Raw genomic sequence first — 19,695 nt, 5'->3', positions numbered from 1 at the left:
ATGCGCTTGTTCATCGCCGAAAAACCCAGCCTTGCCCGCGCCATTGCCGATGTGCTGCCCAAGCCGCACAAACGTGGCGATGGCTTTATTCAATGCGGCGAGCACGACTGCGTGACCTGGTGCATCGGCCATTTGCTCGAGCAAGCCGAGCCCGATTGCTATAACGTGGAGTTTAAACGCTGGCGGCTGGAGCACTTGCCGATTGTGCCCGAGCGCTGGCAGCTACTGCCGAAAAAGTCGAGCCAAAAGCAGCTCAACGTGGTGCTCAAACTGATTAAACAAGCCGATGTGTTAGTCCACGCCGGTGACCCCGACCGTGAAGGGCAGCTGCTGGTTGATGAAGTGCTCAATTTCGCGCAACTGCCCAGCGCGCAGCTCGCGCAAGTCAAACGCTGCTTGGTCAATGACCTCAATCCAAGTGCGGTCTGCCAAGCCGTTGCCAACATGGCGGATAACCGCACTTTTGTACCCCTTTCAACCTCGGCCTTGGCCAGAGCGCGCGCCGATTGGCTCTATGGCATAAATATGACGCGCGCGTTCACGCTTTATGGCCAGCGCGCGGGCTACCAAGGCGTGCTCTCTGTTGGGCGGGTGCAAACGCCGGTGCTGGGGCTGATTGTCCGCCGTGATTTGGAAATTGAGCATTTTCAACCCAAAGCGTTTTATCAGGTGCTGGCGCACATTGCCTTGAGTGATAACGAAAGCGCCACCTTCACCACCCAATGGCAGCCCAGCGCCGCCTGTGAGGATTATCAAGATGAACAAGGCCGCGTGCTCTCCAAAGGCTTGGCTGAAAACGTGGCGCGGCGCATCAGCCATCAAAGTGCGACAGTGCAGCGCTACCACGCCACGCAAGAGCGTGAAATTGCACCTTTGCCGTATTCCCTCTCGGCGCTGCAAATCGACGCGGGCAAACGCTATGGCTATTCGGCACAAGCGGTGCTGGACGCTTGTCAGCGGTTGTATGAAATGCACAAACTGATCACCTACCCGCGCTCGGATTGCCGTTATTTGCCAGAGGATCATTACGCTCAACGAAGTGCGGTCTGCCAAGCCATCACGCAAAACAGCCAAGCGTTCAACACACTGCCTGAGGCGGTGGATTTGGCGCGCAAAAACCGCGCGTGGAACACCGCCAAAGTGGAGGCGCATCACGGCATCATCCCCACCGCCAAGGCCAATAAAACCGCACTTTCAACCGTTGAACAGCAGATTTATGACCTGATCGCGCGACAATATTTGATGCAATTTTGTGATGACGCCCTATTCAACAAAACCAAAATTGAGCTTGAGATTGCCGGCGGCGCTTTTGTGGCGCAAACCCGCGGCATTGCACAGGTGGGCTGGAAGGCGTTGTTGGGAAAAGACGACGATGAGGCCAAAGCCGAGCGCGCCTTGCCGAAGGTGAAAAAGAGCCAAGTGCTGCACTGCACCCAAGGTGAGGTGGTGGAAAAGCAAACTCAGCCACCTAAACCCTTCACCGATGCCACACTGCTGGCGGCCATGACGGGCATTGCGCGCTTTGTGCAAGACAAAGCGCTGAAAAAAATCCTGCGAGAAACCGACGGCCTTGGTACCGAAGCCACCCGCGCGGGGATTATTCAGCTGCTGTTTAAACGTGGGTTTATCGAGAAAAAGGGCCGCAGCATTGTCAGCACGCCCGCCGGGCGCATTTTTGTGCAGGCGCTGCCTGAGCAAGTCACCCTGCCAGATATGACCGCGCAGTGGGAGGCGCAGCTCAACGCCATGAGCCAAAAAAAGGCAAATTATCATGAATTTATGCAAACATTACTGAGCGAGTTGGCCGGCTTGTTGCAACAACACGACATCGCCACCTTGCGCGCCTTGCGGCAAATCACGCCCCAACGGGGCAATAAACGCACCAGCGCTCGGCGCGTTGCACGAAAAAAAAGCAACTAAACCGCACTTTTTAAAAAAGGGCTTGCTAAGCGCGTCGAGTTTCATTATTATGCCACAGTTAAATCAATAGAGAGCTAGGCAACGCCTTAGAGAATTATGTACGAGATTTTAATTATTGCTTACATCTTAGTGTCCGTCGTGTTGATCGGCTTTATCTTGTTGCAACAAGGTAAAGGAGCTGACATGGGCGCGTCATTCGGGTCAGGCGCATCAGGTACCATTTTTGGTGCCGCAGGCTCAGCCAACTTTTTATCTCGTACCACCGCGATTTTAGCGATTTTCTTCTTTGCGATTGCGCTGGTGATTGGTAATTTGAATACACATCGTCAAGCGCCGCAAGGCAAGTTTGACGACTTAAGCAGCGAAGCGCAACAAATTCAACAAAGCGCGCCTGCTGTTGATGTCCCTGCTGAAAAACACAACAGCGACATCCCACAATAATTTCTGCTCTGATGGTGGAATTGGTAGACACGCTATCTTGAGGGGGTAGTGTCCATAGGACGTGCGAGTTCAAGTCTCGCTCAGAGCACCAAGTACAAAAAGCAGCCAATTGGGCTGCTTTTTTGTTGCCTGATATTTCCCAAAAAATGCTTCTTAAATTCAACCTGTTATGCTCATGTAACCTATTGCGGTGAAAAAATCCTTTGTACTTTAAAGCAAAATAGAGGATGATAGCGCGCTTTTTTGCGGTGAGATTTAGGCTAAATTTCACTGCAAAAAGTCTCGTTTACAATCATTCTCTCTAAAATAAAAGGATTTAACATGAAAGAGATGGAAAATTCAGACAAACTCATCCGCATTGCCGATGTGGCTGAAAAATTTGGCGTGTGTTTAGCGAGCATCCGCAACTGGAGCAATGCAAAAAGCCGCTATTATCGCCCAGATTTCCCGAAAAGAATTACATTAGGGCGCAATAGCACGCGTTTTTCCCTAAAAGAAATCAATGCGTATTTCGATCAATTAATCGCAAAAGCCGCTAATAACAGCCATAAATAGAATAGAAAAAGTTATCCTGATGCTAGGCGAGCAGGCGCTGAGTGTCACGTGTGCTCGCCGATAATATAAATTAGCTTTTGATGAAATCTTCAACTAACGCCGCCATCATGGCGATGTGGTCGTCGCAGGCGTTGAGGGCGGGGATGTAGCGGTAGTGCTCGCCGCCGTTAGAGAGAAAAATTTCACGGTTTTCTTCCGCTATTTCTTCGAGAGTTTCGAGGCAGTCGACTGAAAAGCCAGGGCAGGCGATGGCGATGCGTTTGTGTTTGCCCGCTTTGGCCAGTTCCTCAAGGGTGACGTCGGTGTAAGGCTGCAGCCACGGCTCTTTGCCAAAGCGGGATTGGAATGTCATGCGCCAGCGCGAATCGCTCAGGCCAAGTGCGGTTGCAACCGCTTTTGCCGTTTGTTGGCAGTGTTGTGGGTAAACATCGCCCTCGTCGGCATAGCGCTGCGGAATGCCGTGGAAGGAAAAAATCAGCAGTTCGTCCTCATCGAGCGTGCCGATGCGGTTGGCTAGCGCTTGAATATAAAGCGGGTGGGTGTGGTAGTGGTGAATAAACTCAATCTCCGGCACAAAACGGTGGCGTTTCAAGCTTGCGGCGAAGGCGTCAAACACACTGGCGGTGGTGGTGGAGGAATATTGCGGATAGAGCGGCAGCACAATGATTTTGCCCACACGCTGGGCAATGAGGCTGTCGACCGCACTTTGCATTGATGGCTCGCCGTAGGTCATCGCCAGCTCAATAATGATATTTGGGTTGGCGGCAAAATGGTGTTGCAGTTTGTGCTGTTGGCTGCGGCTTATCGCCAACAACGGCGAGCCGTGCTCTGTCCAAATCGATTGATAGAGCTTGGCCACGCGCGGGGCGCGAAACGGCAAAATGGCGCCGTTTAAAATCAGCGCCCATAGCCAGCGCGGCACGTCGATCACACGCCGGTCGGATAAAAATTGCCGTAAATAACGGCGCACCGCACTTGCTGTGGGTGCTGCTGGCGTGCCGAGGTTGACCAATAAAATCCCTGTTTTCATCTGATATCCTTATTTTGGTTGCGCTTTCACCACTTGCAGTGTCAGCCGGCTTTGGCAAACCAGCCGCCCATGGGCGTCACGAATGGCAATTTGCCACACCTGCTGGGTGCGCCCAAGGCGCAATGGCGTGGCGCGGGCACAAACGCGCTGGCCGATTTTCACCGCGCGCAAGTGGCTGGCGTTGATTTCACTGCCCACCACCACCAGCCCTGGCGCCACGCAGCACAGGCCCGCGAGTGAGCCGACGGTTTCCGCCAGCAGCACCGACACGCCGCCGTGCAAAAAGCCCATCGGCTGGCAGGATTTCTCGCACACCTCTAGGCTGGCTTCTAAATAATCCTCGCCTTTGTCTGAAAAGGTGATGCCGAGATGGCTGACCGCACTTTGTGCACACAAAGCATTGAGCTCATCAAGGCTGAGATCACGCGTCCACATTAGCCCTCCCAGAGTGATAACAACGCTTGCACAGGGTGCTTGGCGGTGAAGTGTGCCATGCGTTTAACCTGCGAGCGGCAAGAATAGCCGGTGGCCAAGCAGCGCTCGGCAGGGCGCACTTTGAGTTTGTCCGCCCACGAGAGGTGGAAAATCGCTTTTGACATCGCAATATGCTGGCTCTCGTGCCCAAAGGTGCCCGCCATGCCGCAGCATCCAACACTTTCGCATTCAAGTTGCTGGCCGAAATGACTAAAAATCTGCCGCCACAGCTGATTGCTGTTCGCCACCGCCGTCACCTCGGTGCAGTGCGGGTAGAGGTACCACGTTTGCGCAGGTGTTTGCGCCGGCGTTGGCAGGCTCGCAAGCTCGCGACTGAGCCATTCGTTGGTCATCAGCACATCAAACGGCAGGCTGTCGCCTAAAATTTCACGGTATTCATCGCGATATGACAGCACAATCGCGGGGTCGACGCCTACCATCGGGATGCCAAGTTGGCTCATCTGGTTGAGAAATTCGCCCTGGTTGCGCGCCGTTTTAGCAAAGCGGGTTAAAAAGCCCTTGATATGCTGCGCCTTGCCGTTAGGTTTAAACGGCAGCACATAGGCGGTGAACCCAAGCTTTTGCACTAAGCGGACAAAATCCGCCACCACGGTGGCGTCATAAAACGAGGTGAACGGGTCTTGCACCACCAGCACCGATTTCGCTTTTTGTCCGGGGCTAAGTTGTTCAAGGCTGTCAAGGGAAAAGCCAGGGCAACCGCACTTTTGCAATTGCTCGGCCAGCGTTGGCGTGCTCAGTGTAGGCAAATCCACCATACCGAGGGTTTTTTGCGCCAGTGTGGCGGTGAGTTTGTTGTTGGTCAGCGCATTGGCCAGTTTCGGCGCCTTCGCCATCAGCGGGGCATAAAGCTCCACATTGGCCACCACGTGGTCTTTGATCGGGCGCAGGTAACGCTGGTGATAAAAATGGTTAAATTTAGCACGAAAGCGCGGCACGTCGATTTTGATCGGGCACTGGCTGGCGCAGGCTTTGCACGCCAGGCAGGTGTCCATGGTGGCTTTCACTTCGTGGGAGAAGTCATACTCGCCGCGCCATTTGTGGTAGCTTGAGCGCAGCTTTTGCGCCAAATCCCGCAGGCTGACCGCACTTTTGGTGTTGAAATCGAGATCTTGCGGCGTGACACCTTGCTCACTTAGCAGCCGCAACCATTCGCGCACCATCGCCGCACGCCCTTTAGGTGAAAAAGTGCGGTCGCGGCTGACTTTATACGACGGGCACATTGGGCTGTGTACGTCATAATTAAAACACAAGCCGTTGCCGTTGCAGTTCATCGCGCCAGAAAACGCATCGCGTGTTTGCAGTGGGATTTGGCGGTCAAAATCGGCGCGCATTGGCGAGAGCACGGGCAAAAGTGCGGTATCATCCTCCAGCGGGGTGCAGATTTTGCCAGGGTTGAGGCGATTGTGCGGGTCAAACCAGGTTTTGATTTGCCGCAGCAGTTGCCAAAGGGTGTCACCAAAAAAGCGTGGCGCGTAGCTTGAGCGCAGCCCCTTGCCGTGCTCGCCCCAAATCAGCCCGCCGTATTTAGCGGTCAGCTCCACCACGCGGTCTGAAAGGGTTTTCAGCAACCGCACTTGGGCTTCATCACACAAATCCAGCGCGGGGCGCACGTGCAGGACGCCGGCGTCAACATGGCCGAACATGCCGTATTGCAGCTGGTGGCTGTCGAGCAAGGCGCGGAACTCGGTGATGTAATCAGCCAAATGCTCCGGCGGCACGCAGGTGTCTTCCATAAACGGGATCGGCTTGGCGCGGCCTTTGGCGTTGCCCAGCAGGCCCACGGCTTTTTTGCGCATGGCGTAGATTTTCAAAATCGAATCCAGATCGTCGCAGCGTTGGTAGCCAATCAGCCCGCCGCGTTTGGCGGCCATCGCTTCATCTAGCTGGGCGCACAAGGCACTCACGCGCTTTTCAATCAGTTGCTGATTGTTGCCGGCAAATTCGACAATGTTAATCCCCACAATCGGCTGCTCAGGAGATTCGGTGAGGAGATCTTTCACCGAGTGCCAAATAATGTCTTGCTTGGCGAGATTCAGCACCTTGGCATCGACCGTTTCCACCGACAATGCATTGGCTTTGACCAGCATTGGCGCGGCGCGCAGAGCAGAGTCAAAGGCGTCGTATTTAATGTTGAGCAAAGTGCGGTATTTCGGGATTGGCAGTAAATTGAGTTTGGCTTCGCAGACAAACGCCAGCGAGCCCTCAGAGCCTGTGATAATGCGGCTGAGGTTGAATGCGCTCATGTCGTCATTAAACACATTTTTGAGATCATAGCCGGTTAAAAAGCGGTTGAGCTGCGGCAAGTCGTTGATGATGGCGTTGCGATGATCACGGCACAGTTGCGAGACATTACGCTCTAATTGCGCGGCAAAAGGCGAAAGTGCGGTTGGCTCGGCCATTTCGGTTGACGAGCGCACCTCTGTGGTGAGGATTTCGCCATTGATCAGCACTGATTTCAAGCCTAATACATGGTCGGAGGTTTTGCCGTATTGCAGTGAGCCTTGGCCGGAGGCATCGGTGTTGATCATCCCGCCGATGGTGGCGCGGTTGCTGGTGGACAGCTCAGGGGCGAAAAACAGCCCGTGGGGTTTTAAAAAGGCGTTGAGCTGATCTTTCACCACGCCGGCTTGCACCCGCACCCAGCGCTCTTGCACGTTGAGCTCTAAAATAGCAGTCATGTGGCGCGAGAGATCGACAATAATATTGTTGTTCAGCGCCTGGCCGTTGGTGCCTGTGCCACCACCACGCGGGGTGAAGGTCAGCGATTGAAAGTGCGCTTGCTGCGCCAATTTGGTCAGCCGCACCACATCCGCCACGGTTTTCGGGAACAAAATCGCCTGCGGCAGTTGTTGATAAACGCTGTTATCCGTTGCCATACTCAGCCGCGCGGCAAAGCTGGTGACAATGTCGCCTTCAAATTGTTGCTGAGCAAGTGCGGTGAGGTAATCCTGAGCCTGTTGGCTGATAGCTGGGGTGGAGCTTAGGCGTGGCAACATAACAAATTCCAAATAGCGTGCAGTGCAAAAATGGGTAAAATGATGGCAAATTTTAGCATATTTGGCGGGAGATTAAAGCCACTTGCGTGCTTAAATCGTTAAATAGATTAGATAATCGCACGCGCAAAAAGTTCATTTTTTAGGCTGAAAAAGGGTTAAAAGCCGTCTTTTTGATTAAATTTCGACCAAAAAGGCGAAAATATCAGTCAATTCGGTTGATTTTCGCCGTTGAGTCGCTGATAATAAACGCACACTCAGAAGAGCGATCTTCAGAGCTTGTTAGTCTGTATAGAGTTGCTCTATAAACGGATTAGCCGATTCACTTTATTACATCTATAAATCGGCGAATACTTAACTCAATTAAAGAGGACATTGAAATGAAAAAAACAGCAATTGCATTAGCTATTTCTGGTTTCGCTTTGGCTTCAGTAGCTCAAGCAGCTCCACAACCAAACACTTTCTATGCTGGCTTAAAAGCTGGTTGGTCACAATTCCACGACGGCGTTAAAGTTGGCAGCAGCGAATTCTATAACTATGTTGCAGATGTAAACGGTAAAAACGTTGGTAAAACTCGTCGTAACTCTGTAGCTTACGGTGCATTCGGTGGCTACCAAATCACTCCTAACTTGGCTGTAGAATTAGGCTATGACTACTACGGCAGCTACGAGTTGAAAAACGACGTTAATGCTAACAAATTCAAACACACTGCACACGGTGCAAACTTGAGCTTGAAAGCAAGCTACCCAATCGTTACTGATTTGGATTTCTATGCTAAAGCAGGTGCTGCATTAGTTCACTCTAACTACAAATTGACTGGCGCTGTAGCTGACAAAAAACACTCTAACCGTGTTTCAGCCCTCTTCGCTGGTGGTTTAGAATATGCAATCACTCCAAGCTTGGCTGCAAGCGTTGAATACCAATGGTTGAACAACGTTGGCAAATTCAAATACAACAACACAACTGTTGACTACCGTCCAGACATCGGTACTGTATACGCTGGCTTGACTTACCGTTTCGGCCAAACTGCACAAGCACCTGAAATCGTAACTAAAAAATTCGCATTCAGCTCTGACGTATTGTTCGCGTTCAACAAAGCAGACTTAAAACCAGCTGCTGCGCAAGCAATCGACACTATGACTGCTGAAGTAGCTCAATCAGGTCTTGCTAACCCTAACTTCAACGTTGCAGGTTACACTGACCGTTTAGGTTCAGACGCTTACAACTTGAAACTGTCTCAAAAACGTGCTGAAACTGTAGCTAACTACTTAGTTTCTAAAGGTGTTCCACAAACTAACGTTTCTGCAGTAGGTTACGGTGAAGCTAACCCTGTAACTGGCAGCAACTGTGACGCTGTTAAAGGCCGTAAAGCGCTTATCGCTTGTTTAGCCCCAGACCGTCGTGTTGAAGTTGCCGTACAAGGTGCTAAAACTTTCAAAATGTAATCATTGATTACATCGCGTTTTAAACCCAGCTTCGGCTGGGTTTTTTCATGTGTAATTAAAAGTGCGGTGTGAATGAAAAGCGGGTATAATACGCTCGCTCATTTTTATTGGAAGTCAGATTATGGAAAAAAAGCAGGATCCGAATATTCAACTTCACCCTGAACATTACCACACCCATTTTGTCCCGGTGGTGGTGACTCTCGCTTGTGCCATTGTGATTTTGGCCGGCGTGAAAGCAGCAGCTGATTTGCTCACGCCATTGTTGTTGGCATTGTTTATCGCCATTGTGTGCTCACCGTTGATTAAAAAAATGATGCGCTACAAAATCCCACAATGGTTGGCGATTGGCATTTTGCTGCTGGTGATTTTTATCGGCTTTAGCATTTTCGCTTCAATGATTGGTGCGTCAATTAACGAATTTACCGCCTCATTGCCGCAATACAAAACACTGCTGACCGAAAAAATGCACTGGCTGCTCAATTGGGCGCAGCATTACAACTTGGATGCCTTGATTCCACGGCAAAAAGTGGCTGAAAGTTTTGACCCTAACACGGTGATGAATTTTGTCAGCAACGCACTGGGCCAAGTGTCTGGCATGGTCAGTGATGTGTTTGTGCTGTTTTTGATTGTGGTGTTTATGCTCTCTGAAATCCCACTGGCCAAGCGCAAGCTTAACTACCTTGTCAGTGGTCAAACTGTGGGCGAGCAGCGCCAGGTGAAAAGTGATGTTTATCGCGTGGTGGACGGCGTGATTCAATATTTGTCGATCAAAACCATCACCAGCATCATGACGGGGATTGTCATCTATGTTGTGCTCAAGCTGCTCGGCGTGCAATATGCCATTTTGTGGGGAACATTGGCCTTTTTACTCAACTATGTGCCGAATATCGGGTCAATCATCGCCGCGATTCCAGCTGTGACTCAAGCCTTTATTCTCAATGGCGTGCTCGAAGGCGTGGTGCTGATTGCCACCTACACCGCAATTAATATTGTGGTGGGCAGCGTGGTGGAGCCAAAAATGATGGGCTCACGGTTGGGGCTTTCGACCTTGATTGTATTTATCTCATTGATTTTCTGGGGCTGGCTGCTCGGGATTGTGGGGATGTTCCTCTCGGTGCCGCTGACCATGGCAACCAAAATCGCCCTTGAGGCCAACCCAGCGACCGAAAAATTAGCCTATATTCTCGGTAATGGTGAAAAATAGCAATTATGAAATTTATTCACGTTTAATGTGAAAATATCCACGTTGACTTACACCCCAATGCTGTTTATTTTAGACGTCTAAACATCTAAAAATAACAGATTGGGGTTTTTTATGAGTTATGCAAGAGAGATTAATGCGCTCAACCAAAGCGTGGCCGATTTAGACGGCAAAATTAACGTGTCCTTTGAGTTCTTCCCGCCGAAAAATGAAAAAATGGAAACCCTGCTGTGGGAGTCTATCGACCGTTTAAAAACCCTGAAACCGAAATTTGTGTCTGTGACCTATGGCGCCAACTCAGGTGAGCGTGAGCGCACCCACAGCATCGTTAAAGCCATCAACCAAAAAACAGGCATCGAGGCCGCACCGCACTTGACAGGCATTGACGCTACGCCAGATGAGCTGCGCCAAATTGCCAAAGACTACTGGCAAAGCGGCATTCGTCACATTGTTGCCCTGCGTGGTGATGAGCCAGCAGGCTATGACAAAAAGCCATTTTATGCCAATGATTTAGTCGAACTTCTGCGCAGCGTGGCGGATTTTGATATTTCCGTTGCCGCCTACCCTGAAGTGCACCCTGAGGCCAAATCGGCTCAAGCGGATTTGCTCAATCTCAAGCGTAAAATTGACGCGGGTGCAACACGTGCGATTACGCAATTTTTCTTTGATATCGACAGCTACCTGCGCTTTCGTGACCGCTGCGCCACCGTAGGCATTGATGTGGAGATTGTGCCAGGCATTTTGCCGGTGTCAAACTTCAAGCAGCTCCAGCGCATGGCGAAAATCACCAACGTCAACATCCCAAGTTGGATGAGCAAAATGTACCAAGGCTTGGAAGACGACCAAACCACGCGCAATTTGGTGGGCGCGAGCATTGCGATGGACATGGTGAAAATTCTCTCCCGTGAAGGGGTGAAAGATTTCCACTTCTACACCCTCAACCGCTCTGAGCTGACCTACGCCATTTGCCACACCTTAGGCGTGCGGCCAGATATTGCTTAAGCGGTGATAAAATTTTGTTATACTAAGGGCCATTGAGCCCTTTTTCGTGGAGTGTTGATGGATATTGTTTTACGCAAAGTGCTGCTGAATGCCTTATTGCCGCCGTTTAATATTATTTTGCTGTTGCTTTTTGCACTGCTGTGTTATTACCTTGAGTGGAAATGGCTAGCGCGCGTGAGTTCGATGCTCGGCATCGGTTTGCTGTTTTTGCTCAGCACGCCGTTTGTCGCGCACCATTTGCAAAAATCGCTGACCGCGCATTTAACCTTGCCAACGCTTGAGCAATTCAAGCAAGGGGATTTAATCGTGGTGCTCGGTGGCGGCGTGCGTGAAAGCGATCTGGGCATTCATGAATGTACTATCGGCGGCATGCCCCTTGAGCGCATGCGCTTTGGCGCGCAACTGCACAAAAAAACGGGCCTGCCATTGCTGGTTACTGGTGGCAGCTTGTTTGACTGCGAGGCTGAAGCCGATGCCATGGCGCGTGAATACCACTATTATTTCAACATTCAACCAAAATGGATTGAAAACAAATCCCACACCACCACTGAAAACGCACGGCTCAGCCGTGAGGTGCTGGAAAAAGACGGCATCAAAAACCCAACCATCGTGCTGGTCACTAATGATTGGCACATGCAGCGCGCCAAGTTTTTGTTTGAGCGCCAAGGGTTCACCGTGCTGCCTGGCATGGTCAACACCCAAATGGAGCTCGACAGTGGCGTGATCAACTACATCCCGCAGGCATCGGCACTCACCAGCAGCCAACAGGCGCTGAAAGAGTGGCTGGGCTATTGGGTGTTGAAACTCAACATCATGAAATAAAAAAGTGCGGTCAACTTGACCGCACTTTACCTTATTTCGCAATGCGTTTGTATTTCATCCGCTTCGGCTCTAGGGCTTCGGCACCGTAAGTTTTCTTCTTCCACTCTTCATAGTCAGAGAAGTTGCCTTCATAGAAGGTGACGTTGCCTTCATCGCCGTAGTCGAGAATGTGGGTCGCGATGCGGTCTAAGAACCAACGGTCATGGGAAATCACCAAGGCACAGCCTGGGAATTCCAAAATCGCATTTTCCAACGCGCGCAGGGTTTCCACGTCGAGGTCGTTGGTTGGTTCATCGAGTAACAGCACGTTGCCACCGGCTTGCAGCAATTTAGCCAAATGCAACCGCCCGCGTTCACCGCCAGAGAGCTCGCCGACGCGTTTTTGCTGGTCAACCCCTTTGAAGTTAAACCGCCCCACATAAGCGCGGCTTGGGATCTCGAAATTGCCGATCTTCATGATGTCTAACCCGCCAGAGACTTCCTCCCACACGGTTTTTTTGTCGTCCATCGCATCACGGAATTGATCCACACAGGCGAGTTTCACCGTTTCACCGAGGGTGATTTCACCACTGTCGGGCTGCTCTTGGCCGCTGAGCATTCTAAACAGTGTCGATTTACCTGCGCCGTTAGCCCCGATGATGCCGACAATCGCGCCTTTTGGAATCGTAAAGGAGAGATCGTCAATCAAAGTGCGGTTGCCGTAGCTTTTGGATAAGTTTTTCACTTCAATGACTTTGTCACCCAAGCGCTCACCAGGCGGGATAAACAACTCGTTGGTTTCGTTGCGTTTTTGGTATTCGCTGGAATTAAGCTCTTCAAAGCGCGCCATGCGAGCCTTGCTTTTGGCTTGGCGGCCTTTTGGATTTTGGCGCACCCATTCAAGCTCTTTCTCAATGGATTTTTGGCGTGCGCTTTCGCTCGCCGCTTCTTGGGCTAGGCGTTTTCTTTTGTTCCAGCCAAGAAGAGTAGTTGCCCTCCCACGGGATGCCTTCACCGCGGTCAAGCTCGAGGATCCAGCCGGCCACGTTGTCAAGGAAGTAGCGGTCGTGGGTGATGGCCACCACGGTGCCTTCGTAGTCGTGCAGAAAGCGCTCAAGCCAGGCAACGGATTCCGCGTCTAAGTGGTTGGTTGGCTCATCGAGCAGCAGCATATCGGGCTTTTCAAGCAGCAAGCGGCACAATGCCACGCGGCGACGTTCACCCCCTGAGAGATTTTCAATTTTGGCATCCCAATCCGGCAGGCGTAGGGCATCGGCGGCGCGCTCGAGCTGATTGTCGAGATTATGCCCATCGTGGGCTTGAATAATCGCCTCAAGCTCAGCTTGCTCGGCGGCGAGGGCGTCAAAGTCTGCATCTGGCTCGGCGTAGGCGGCATAAACTTGGTCAAGGCGTGAAAGTGCGGTTTTCACCTCACTCACGGCCTCTTCAACCGCTTCTTTCACCGTTTGTTGCGGCTCGAGTTTTGGCTCTTGCGGCAGGTAGCCAATTTTAATGCCAGGTTGCGGGCGCGCTTCACCTTCAATGTCGGTGTCGATGCCGGCCATAATGCGCAGCAAGGTGGATTTCCCTGCGCCGTTAAGGCCGAGCACGCCAATTTTCGCGCCAGGGAAAAAGCTTAAAGAGATATTTTTCAGAATGTGTCGCTTCGGTGGGACAACTTTGCCCACGCGGTGCATGGTATAAACAAATTGGGTAGACATAAAGGTTCCATTTTGTGGTGTAAATCAAAGGCTATTTTAGCCTAAAAGTGCGGTTTAAGCCACCGCCACTAGCCACGCAGGCTGAGGAAAATATAGGCGTTGTAGGCAATATAGCACAACAGCAGCAGCGCCCCCGCCCAGCGGTAAATGTGCCCGCTTGGCGCGCGGTAGCGATAACCAATTACAAACAGCAGCAATGTCAACGTCAGCATCACGGGCATGTCGCGATAGACAACATCAAAGCCCGCGTTCATTGGCTTGATGGCGCCTGCCAGCCCCACCACGGCGAGGGTGTTGAACATATTCGAGCCAATCACATTGCCAAGGGCAAGATCGTGTTGATGCTGGCGCGCAGCAGAAATGGAAGAGGCCAGCTCTGGCAGCGAGGTGCCGATGGCAATCACGGTTAAGCCAATCACCAAATCACTCACGCCAAAAGCCTGTGCGATGAACACCGCACCTGCCACCAGCAGCTGAGAGCTGGCCACCAGCAGCACCAGGCCGATAACGAGCAATGCAGCGGCTTTGCCCAAGCTGATGCTGGTGTCGATTTCAATGGCTTCATGCGGGCGGTATTTGGCGCGCAGGGCTTGATAAACACTCCAGCTCATAAAGGCAGCAAAAAGGAGCAGTAAGATCGCGCCATCAAGGCGGGAGACTTCGCCATCGAAGAGCAGGGCGATGGAAATCAGCGTGGCGAGCAGCAATTGCGGCAGCTCTTTGCGTAGCGTGCTGGGCGCGACCAAAATGGGGCTGATAACCGCGGTCACGCCTAAAATCAAAGCGAGGTTGGCAATGTTCGAGCCATAAGCATTGCCCAACGCGATGCCAGGGTTGCCTTCAAGGGCCGAGGTGGCGGAGACTACAATCTCGGGCGCGGAGGTGCCAAAGCCGACGATCAACATGCCGATCAAAATTTTCGGCATGCCAAAGTGGTTGGCCAACGCACTTGCCCCTTCAACAAAACGATCGGCACTCCACACCAGCACGGCAAGACCAATGATGATGGCTAAAATGGCATACGTTAGTGTCATGGCGCCCCCAATGCAAAGTGCGGTTTCAGATAAAAATAAAGCCCATAATTGTACAACAATTAAGGGCTAAGCTCTATTGGCTATCAAAAGCGTTTTACAAAAGGAGACAAATAAAAAGCCAACCAATAGAGAAAAGTGGCTCCTCCTGCTGGACTTGAACCAGCGACATACGGATTAACAGTCCGCCGTTCTACCGACTGAACTAAGGAGGAATAAACTTGTTGATTGCCGTGGCAAATCAAGGGTGCTTATCTTAGTGAGTTCGTTTTGCCTTGTCAAGCACTGTTGTGTAAATTTTGCGCAGATGACAACGCGCGATTTTATATCCACATCAGCTGTGGATAACTTTGTGGACTAGTTTTGGGTCAATGCCATAAATTATAGGAATAATGCGGTTTATCAGGCCTGACGTCAAATTTGACTATAAAATAACTTTTATCGAAATATCAACACGTTAAAAAAATCTAGTCTTTTTTTGAGAATTTTTTTCAAAAATTTGAAGCCCGCCACTTGACATCTTTTTGTCTGTGTAAAAAGCCCAAAATCGCTTTCTTTTTTTAATCGTTTCAGCGCCTTTTATACCGCACTTTAGGTAGAGATTTGGCCGATAACTGCGATAAGAATTTTCAAAAAATTTATGCTAAAATCAGCGCAACTTTGTCACAACCGAGAAACGCATGTCGAAATCGCACCTAAAAGCCAAGCCCTTTAAATTGCACAGCGAGTTTGCCCCCTCAGGCGATCAACCGCAGGCGATCGAAAAGATCATCGACGGGTTGGAAAGTGGCCTGGCGCACCAAACTTTGCTGGGTGTCACCGGCTCGGGCAAAACCTTCACCATGGCCAATGTCATCGCCCGCCTCAACCGGCCTGCGATGGTGTTTGCGCCGAATAAAACGCTGGCTGCGCAGCTTTATGCCGAGATGAAGGCGTTTTTCCCAGAAAATGCGGTGGAGTATTTTGTTTCTTACTACGATTATTACCAACCTGAGGCCTATGTGCCCGCCAGCGACACGTTTATTGAAAAAGATGCCTCGGTGAATGACCAAATCGAGCAAATGCGCCTGTCGGCGACTAAATCCTTTCTTGAGCGGCGCGACACCATCGTGGTGGCCTCCGTTTCCGCCATTTACGGCCTTGGCGACCCTGATTCTTATTTGAAAATGATGCTGCACCTGCAAGCCGGTGAAATCATCAACCAGCGCGATATTTTAACGCGCTTGGCCGAGCTGCAATACACCCGCAATGATCAAGCCTTCCAGCGCGGGACATTCCGCGTGCGCGGCGAGGTGATCGACATCTTTCCCGCCGAGTCAGAAGACGAAGCGCTGCGGGTGGAGTTGTTTGATGATGAAATTGAGCGTTTAAGCCTATTCGACCCGCTCACCGGCCATAATTTTGGCGCCATTCCGCGTTACACCATTTACCCGAAAACTCACTACGTCACCCCGCGTGAGCGCATTTTACAGGCCATTGAGCAAATCAAGCTGGAGCTTGCCGAGCGGCGTGAATTTTTGCTGAAAGAAAACAAATTGCTAGAAGAGCAGCGCATCACTCAACGCACTCAGTTTGACATTGAAATGATGAACGAGCTCGGCTACTGCTCGGGGATTGAAAACTACTCGCGCTACCTTTCAGGGCGCAAAGCCGGTGAGCCGCCGCCAACGCTGTTTGACTACCTGCCAGCCGACGGCTTGCTGTTTATTGATGAATCCCACGTGACCATTCCGCAAATCGGCGGGATGTATCGCGGCGACCGCTCACGCAAAGAAACGCTGGTGGAATACGGCTTCCGCCTGCCGTCGGCGCTGGATAATCGCCCGCTGAAATTTGAAGAGTTTGAGCGCCTGGCGCCGCAAACGATTTATATTTCCGCCACACCGGGCCCTTACGAGCTGGAAAAATCGGGTGGCGAGGTGATCGACCAAGTGGTGCGCCCAACAGGGCTGCTTGACCCTGTGCTGGAGGTGCGCCCTGTGGCTACGCAAGTCGATGATTTGCTGTCAGAAATCAAAGTGCGGTCAGACAATAACGAGCGGGTGCTGGTGACCACGCTGACCAAACGCATGGCTGAAGATCTCACTGATTACCTCGAAGAGCACGGCGTGCGCGTGCGCTATTTGCACTCCGATATCGACACCGTCGAGCGGGTGGAAATCATCCGCGATTTGCGCCTTGGCGAGTTTGATGTGCTGGTGGGCATCAACTTGCTGCGTGAGGGGTTGGATATTCCAGAGGTGTCGTTGGTGGCGATTTTGGATGCCGACAAAGAGGGCTTTTTGCGCTCCGAGCGCTCGCTGATTCAAACCATCGGCCGGGCGGCGCGGAACCTCAACGGTAAGGCGATTTTGTATGCCGACACCATCACCAACTCGATGCGCAAAGCCATTGATGAAACCGAACGCCGGCGCGAAAAACAGATGGCGTTCAACGCCGAGCACGGCCTGAAACCGCAAGCGCTGAACAAAAAAGTGGGCGAGTTGCTCGACATCGGCCAAGGCGGCTCGCGCAAAACCAAACAAAAAGCCCAAAGCAAACAAAAACTCGCCGATTTGGTGGCCAACAGCATCGATATGCCGAAAAACGCCAAAGAATTTGAGCAACAAATCAAAAAACTCGAACAACAAATGTATCACCACGCTCAAAACTTGGAGTTTGAACAAGCCGCCGCCGTGCGCGACCAACTCCACCAACTGCGCGAACAGTTTGTGAAGATTTAACGGACAGATATGAAAGATAAGAATAAAAAAGAAAAAGTGCGGTCACCACTTTCACCTATGCAAAAAACGCTGCTCGCCCAGCTCGATGCCGTGATGCTTGCCGACAAGCAGCGCTTGAAGCGACGTGTAATGGGCATGAGCAAAGTGCCTGACGAGGGGCAAAGTGCGGTCGCGGCAGAAATTGCGCGAGATATTGAGCGCGCGCAATTGCGCCTAGCGCAGCGGCAAACCGCACTTTCCATCGAGTACCCTGATTTGCCGGTAAGCGCGCGGCGTGAGGAAATTTTAAACACCATTCGCGATAACCAAGTGGTGATTATCGCGGGCGAAACCGGCTCGGGCAAAACCACCCAGCTGCCGAAAATGTGCTTGGAACTTGGCCTTGGCACCAAGGGCATGATCGGCCACACCCAGCCGCGGCGGATAGCGGCGCGCTCGGTGGCCACGCGCATTGCCGAAGAGCTCAACTCGCCACTCGGTGAGCTGGTGGGCTACAAAGTGCGGTTTAGTGATCAGGTGGGTGAGGCCTCGCGCATCAAGCTGATGACCGACGGGATTTTGCTTGCCGAAATTCAGCAAGATCGCTTCTTGAATGGCTACGATACTTTGATCATCGACGAGGCCCACGAGCGCAGCTTGAATAACGATTTTATTTTGGGCTACCTCAAACAACTGCTGCCAAAACGCCCTGATCTCAAGGTGATCATCACCTCCGCCACCATTGATGTGGAGCGCTTTTCAAAGCATTTCAACAACGCGCCGATTATTGAAGTCTCTGGCCGCACGTATCCCGTGGAGGTGCGTTATCGCCCATTAGCCGAACAGGAAGAGAGTGATCAAATCCAAGGGATTTTAGATGCGGTGGACGAGCTCAAGCGCGAAGGGCGCGGCGATATTCTCATCTTTTTAAGCGGCGAGCGAGAAATCCGCGACACCGCCGATGCGCTGGCTAAGCACCAGCTGAAGCACACGGAAATTTTGCCGCTTTATGCCCGCCTTTCCGCACAAGAGCAAAACAAAATTTTCCACCCAACGGGCACTAGCCGCATTGTGTTGGCCACCAACGTGGCGGAAACCTCGCTCACGGTGCCGGGCATCAAATATGTGATTGACCCTGGCACCGCGCGCATTTCGCGTTACAGTTACCGCACCAAGGTGCAGCGGCTGCCGATTGAGGCAATTTCGCAAGCCAGTGCCAACCAGCGCAAAGGCCGCTGCGGGCGGGTGAGTGAGGGCATTTGTATTCGCCTTTATTCCGAAGAGGATTTTAACGCACGCCCTGAGTTCACCGACCCTGAAATTTTGCGCACCAATTTGGCGTCGGTCATTTTGCAAATGACCGCTCTTGGTCTCGATGACATTGAGCGTTTCCCTTTTGTGGACGCGCCTGACAGGCGTTACATCCAAGACGGCATCAAGCTGCTTGAAGAGCTGCAAGCGTTCAAAACCATCAAAACCCGCAGTGGTGAAAAACGCGTGCTGACCGAAGACGGCAAGCGCTTGGCGGCTTTGCCGGTTGACCCGAGACTGGGCAAAATGGTGTTAAGTGCACTCAGATTTGGCAGCCTGCGTGAGGTGATGATCATCGTCTCGGCACTATCGATTCAAGACGTGCGCGAGCGCCCGCAAGACAAGCAGCAAGCCAGCGATGAAAAACATCGCCGCTTTTTAGATGACAGCTCGGATTTCATTGCCTATCTCAACTTGTGGGATTATTTGCAAAGCCAGCAAAAGGCGCTCAGCGCCAATCAATTTCGCAAACTGTGCCGTGCGGAGTTTTTGAACTATTTACGCATTCGCGAATGGCAGGATATTTATCACCAGCTGCGCTTAAGCGTGCGGGAAATGGGGCTGCACATCAACAGTGTGGCCGCCGATTATGCCGCCATTCATCAAGCGCTGCTCACGGGGCTGTTGTCCCACATTGGCATGAAAGAGGCGGAAAAGCAGCAATACCTGGGCGCGCGCAACACGCACTTTGCCATCTTCCCAAGCTCAGCGCTGTTTAAGAAAAACCCGAAATGGGTGATGGTGGCAGAGCTGGTGGAAACCAGCAAGCTCTGGGGGCGGATTGCGGCGAAAATTGAGCCTGAATGGGTCGAGCCATTAGCACCACACTTGGTGAAGTCGAGCTTCAGCGAGCCGCATTGGGAGAAAAATAAAGGTGCGGTGATCGCCCAAGAAAAGGTGGTGCTGTATGGCCTGCCGATTGTTGCCAGCCGCCCCGTTAATTACGGGCGCATTGATCCTATCGCCAGCCGAGAGATTTTTATCCAAGCGGCGCTGGTGGAGGGCAATTGGCACACAAAACATCCATTTTTTGCCCAAAATTTAAAA

Annotated in this window: 13 protein-coding genes, 2 tRNA genes and 1 pseudogene; 10 read left to right on the top strand and 6 right to left on the bottom strand. The window is 51.8% G+C overall.

All coding sequences use genetic code 11. The annotated features are described in order from the left end of the window. The 4 genes from HPC37_RS04735 (at position 1) to HPC37_RS04720 (ending at position 2,916) form a co-directional block, all read left to right on the top strand. Positions 1-1,920 (top strand): DNA topoisomerase III, encoded by a 1,920-nt coding sequence (locus tag HPC37_RS04735; protein WP_208122046.1) that lies wholly within the window; start codon positions 1-3, stop codon positions 1,918-1,920. Between the two features lie 96 nt (positions 1,921-2,016). After that, the gene (gene secG, locus HPC37_RS04730) at positions 2,017-2,361 is read left to right on the top strand and encodes a preprotein translocase subunit SecG (RefSeq protein WP_208121041.1); all 345 of its coding nucleotides are present in this window, start codon (positions 2,017-2,019) and stop codon (positions 2,359-2,361) included. 5 nt (positions 2,362-2,366) lie between these two features. After that, positions 2,367-2,452: transfer RNA gene (locus HPC37_RS04725), tRNA-Leu, on the top strand. A gap of 230 nt (positions 2,453-2,682) precedes the next feature. After that, positions 2,683-2,916, top strand: a complete 234-nt coding sequence (locus HPC37_RS04720) for a helix-turn-helix transcriptional regulator (protein ID WP_235961416.1) — start codon at positions 2,683-2,685, stop codon at positions 2,914-2,916. A 70-nt stretch (positions 2,917-2,986) separates the two neighbouring features. Here the strand turns inward: HPC37_RS04720 and hemH are convergent, their stop codons facing one another. The 3 genes from hemH to ydiJ are packed head-to-tail and all read right to left on the bottom strand — an operon-like array spanning position 2,987 to position 7,437. Then, on the bottom strand, positions 2,987-3,946 hold the full coding sequence (gene hemH, locus HPC37_RS04715; RefSeq protein ID WP_208122045.1) for a ferrochelatase: 960 nt from the start codon (positions 3,944-3,946) through the stop codon (positions 2,987-2,989). Positions 3,947-3,955: 9 nt separating this feature from the next. Next, the gene (locus HPC37_RS04710) at positions 3,956-4,381 is read right to left on the bottom strand and encodes a PaaI family thioesterase (protein WP_208122044.1); all 426 of its coding nucleotides are present in this window, start codon (positions 4,379-4,381) and stop codon (positions 3,956-3,958) included. Beyond that, positions 4,381-7,437, bottom strand: a complete 3,057-nt coding sequence (gene ydiJ / locus HPC37_RS04705) for a D-2-hydroxyglutarate dehydrogenase YdiJ (protein WP_208122043.1) — start codon at positions 7,435-7,437, stop codon at positions 4,381-4,383. The genes HPC37_RS04710 and ydiJ overlap by 1 nt, the downstream gene beginning before the upstream one ends. 377 nt (positions 7,438-7,814) lie before the next feature. On the opposite strand from ydiJ, the gene ompA reads away from it, so the two are divergent. The 4 genes from ompA to HPC37_RS04685 all read left to right on the top strand — a co-directional run bounded on the left by ompA (position 7,815) and on the right by HPC37_RS04685 (position 11,904). After that, a complete protein-coding gene (gene ompA, locus HPC37_RS04700; protein ID WP_208122042.1) occupies positions 7,815-8,879 on the top strand; it encodes a porin OmpA in 1,065 nt (354 codons plus the stop codon). A 121-nt stretch (positions 8,880-9,000) separates the two neighbouring features. Beyond that, the gene (locus HPC37_RS04695) at positions 9,001-10,083 is read left to right on the top strand and encodes an AI-2E family transporter (protein ID WP_208122041.1); all 1,083 of its coding nucleotides are present in this window, start codon (positions 9,001-9,003) and stop codon (positions 10,081-10,083) included. Positions 10,084-10,194: 111 nt separating this feature from the next. Then, a complete protein-coding gene (metF, locus tag HPC37_RS04690) occupies positions 10,195-11,082 on the top strand; it encodes a methylenetetrahydrofolate reductase (protein ID WP_208122040.1) in 888 nt (295 codons plus the stop codon). A gap of 57 nt (positions 11,083-11,139) precedes the next feature. Beyond that, positions 11,140-11,904, top strand: coding sequence for a YdcF family protein (locus tag HPC37_RS04685; protein ID WP_208122039.1), 765 nt, complete (start codon positions 11,140-11,142; stop codon positions 11,902-11,904). Between the two features lie 31 nt (positions 11,905-11,935). Here HPC37_RS04685 and ettA read toward each other — a convergent pair. From ettA to HPC37_RS04670, 3 genes and pseudogenes are all read right to left on the bottom strand, one after another. Beyond that, positions 11,936-13,604: pseudogene (ettA, locus tag HPC37_RS04680) on the bottom strand (energy-dependent translational throttle protein EttA). A gap of 68 nt (positions 13,605-13,672) precedes the next feature. Beyond that, positions 13,673-14,638 (bottom strand): calcium/sodium antiporter, encoded by a 966-nt coding sequence (locus HPC37_RS04675; RefSeq protein WP_208122038.1) that lies wholly within the window; start codon positions 14,636-14,638, stop codon positions 13,673-13,675. A 136-nt stretch (positions 14,639-14,774) separates the two neighbouring features. Beyond that, a tRNA-Asn gene (locus tag HPC37_RS04670) sits at positions 14,775-14,850 on the bottom strand. A gap of 465 nt (positions 14,851-15,315) precedes the next feature. Between HPC37_RS04670 and uvrB the strand changes: the two genes are divergently transcribed. Both uvrB and hrpA read left to right on the top strand, forming a co-directional pair. Continuing rightward, a complete protein-coding gene (gene uvrB, locus HPC37_RS04665; RefSeq protein WP_208122037.1) occupies positions 15,316-17,358 on the top strand; it encodes an excinuclease ABC subunit UvrB in 2,043 nt (680 codons plus the stop codon). Between the two features lie 9 nt (positions 17,359-17,367). Next, on the top strand, positions 17,368-19,695 hold a 2,328-nt coding region (gene hrpA / locus HPC37_RS04660), incomplete at its 3' end, for an ATP-dependent RNA helicase HrpA (RefSeq protein ID WP_208122036.1).

It is taken from the genome of Spirabiliibacterium mucosae (genome assembly GCF_014884965.1).
Taxonomy (GTDB): domain Bacteria; phylum Pseudomonadota; class Gammaproteobacteria; order Enterobacterales; family Pasteurellaceae; genus Spirabiliibacterium; species Spirabiliibacterium mucosae.
Note: the sequence above shows the minus strand (reverse complement) of the source record. Positions and strands in the feature narration are given on the sequence as shown.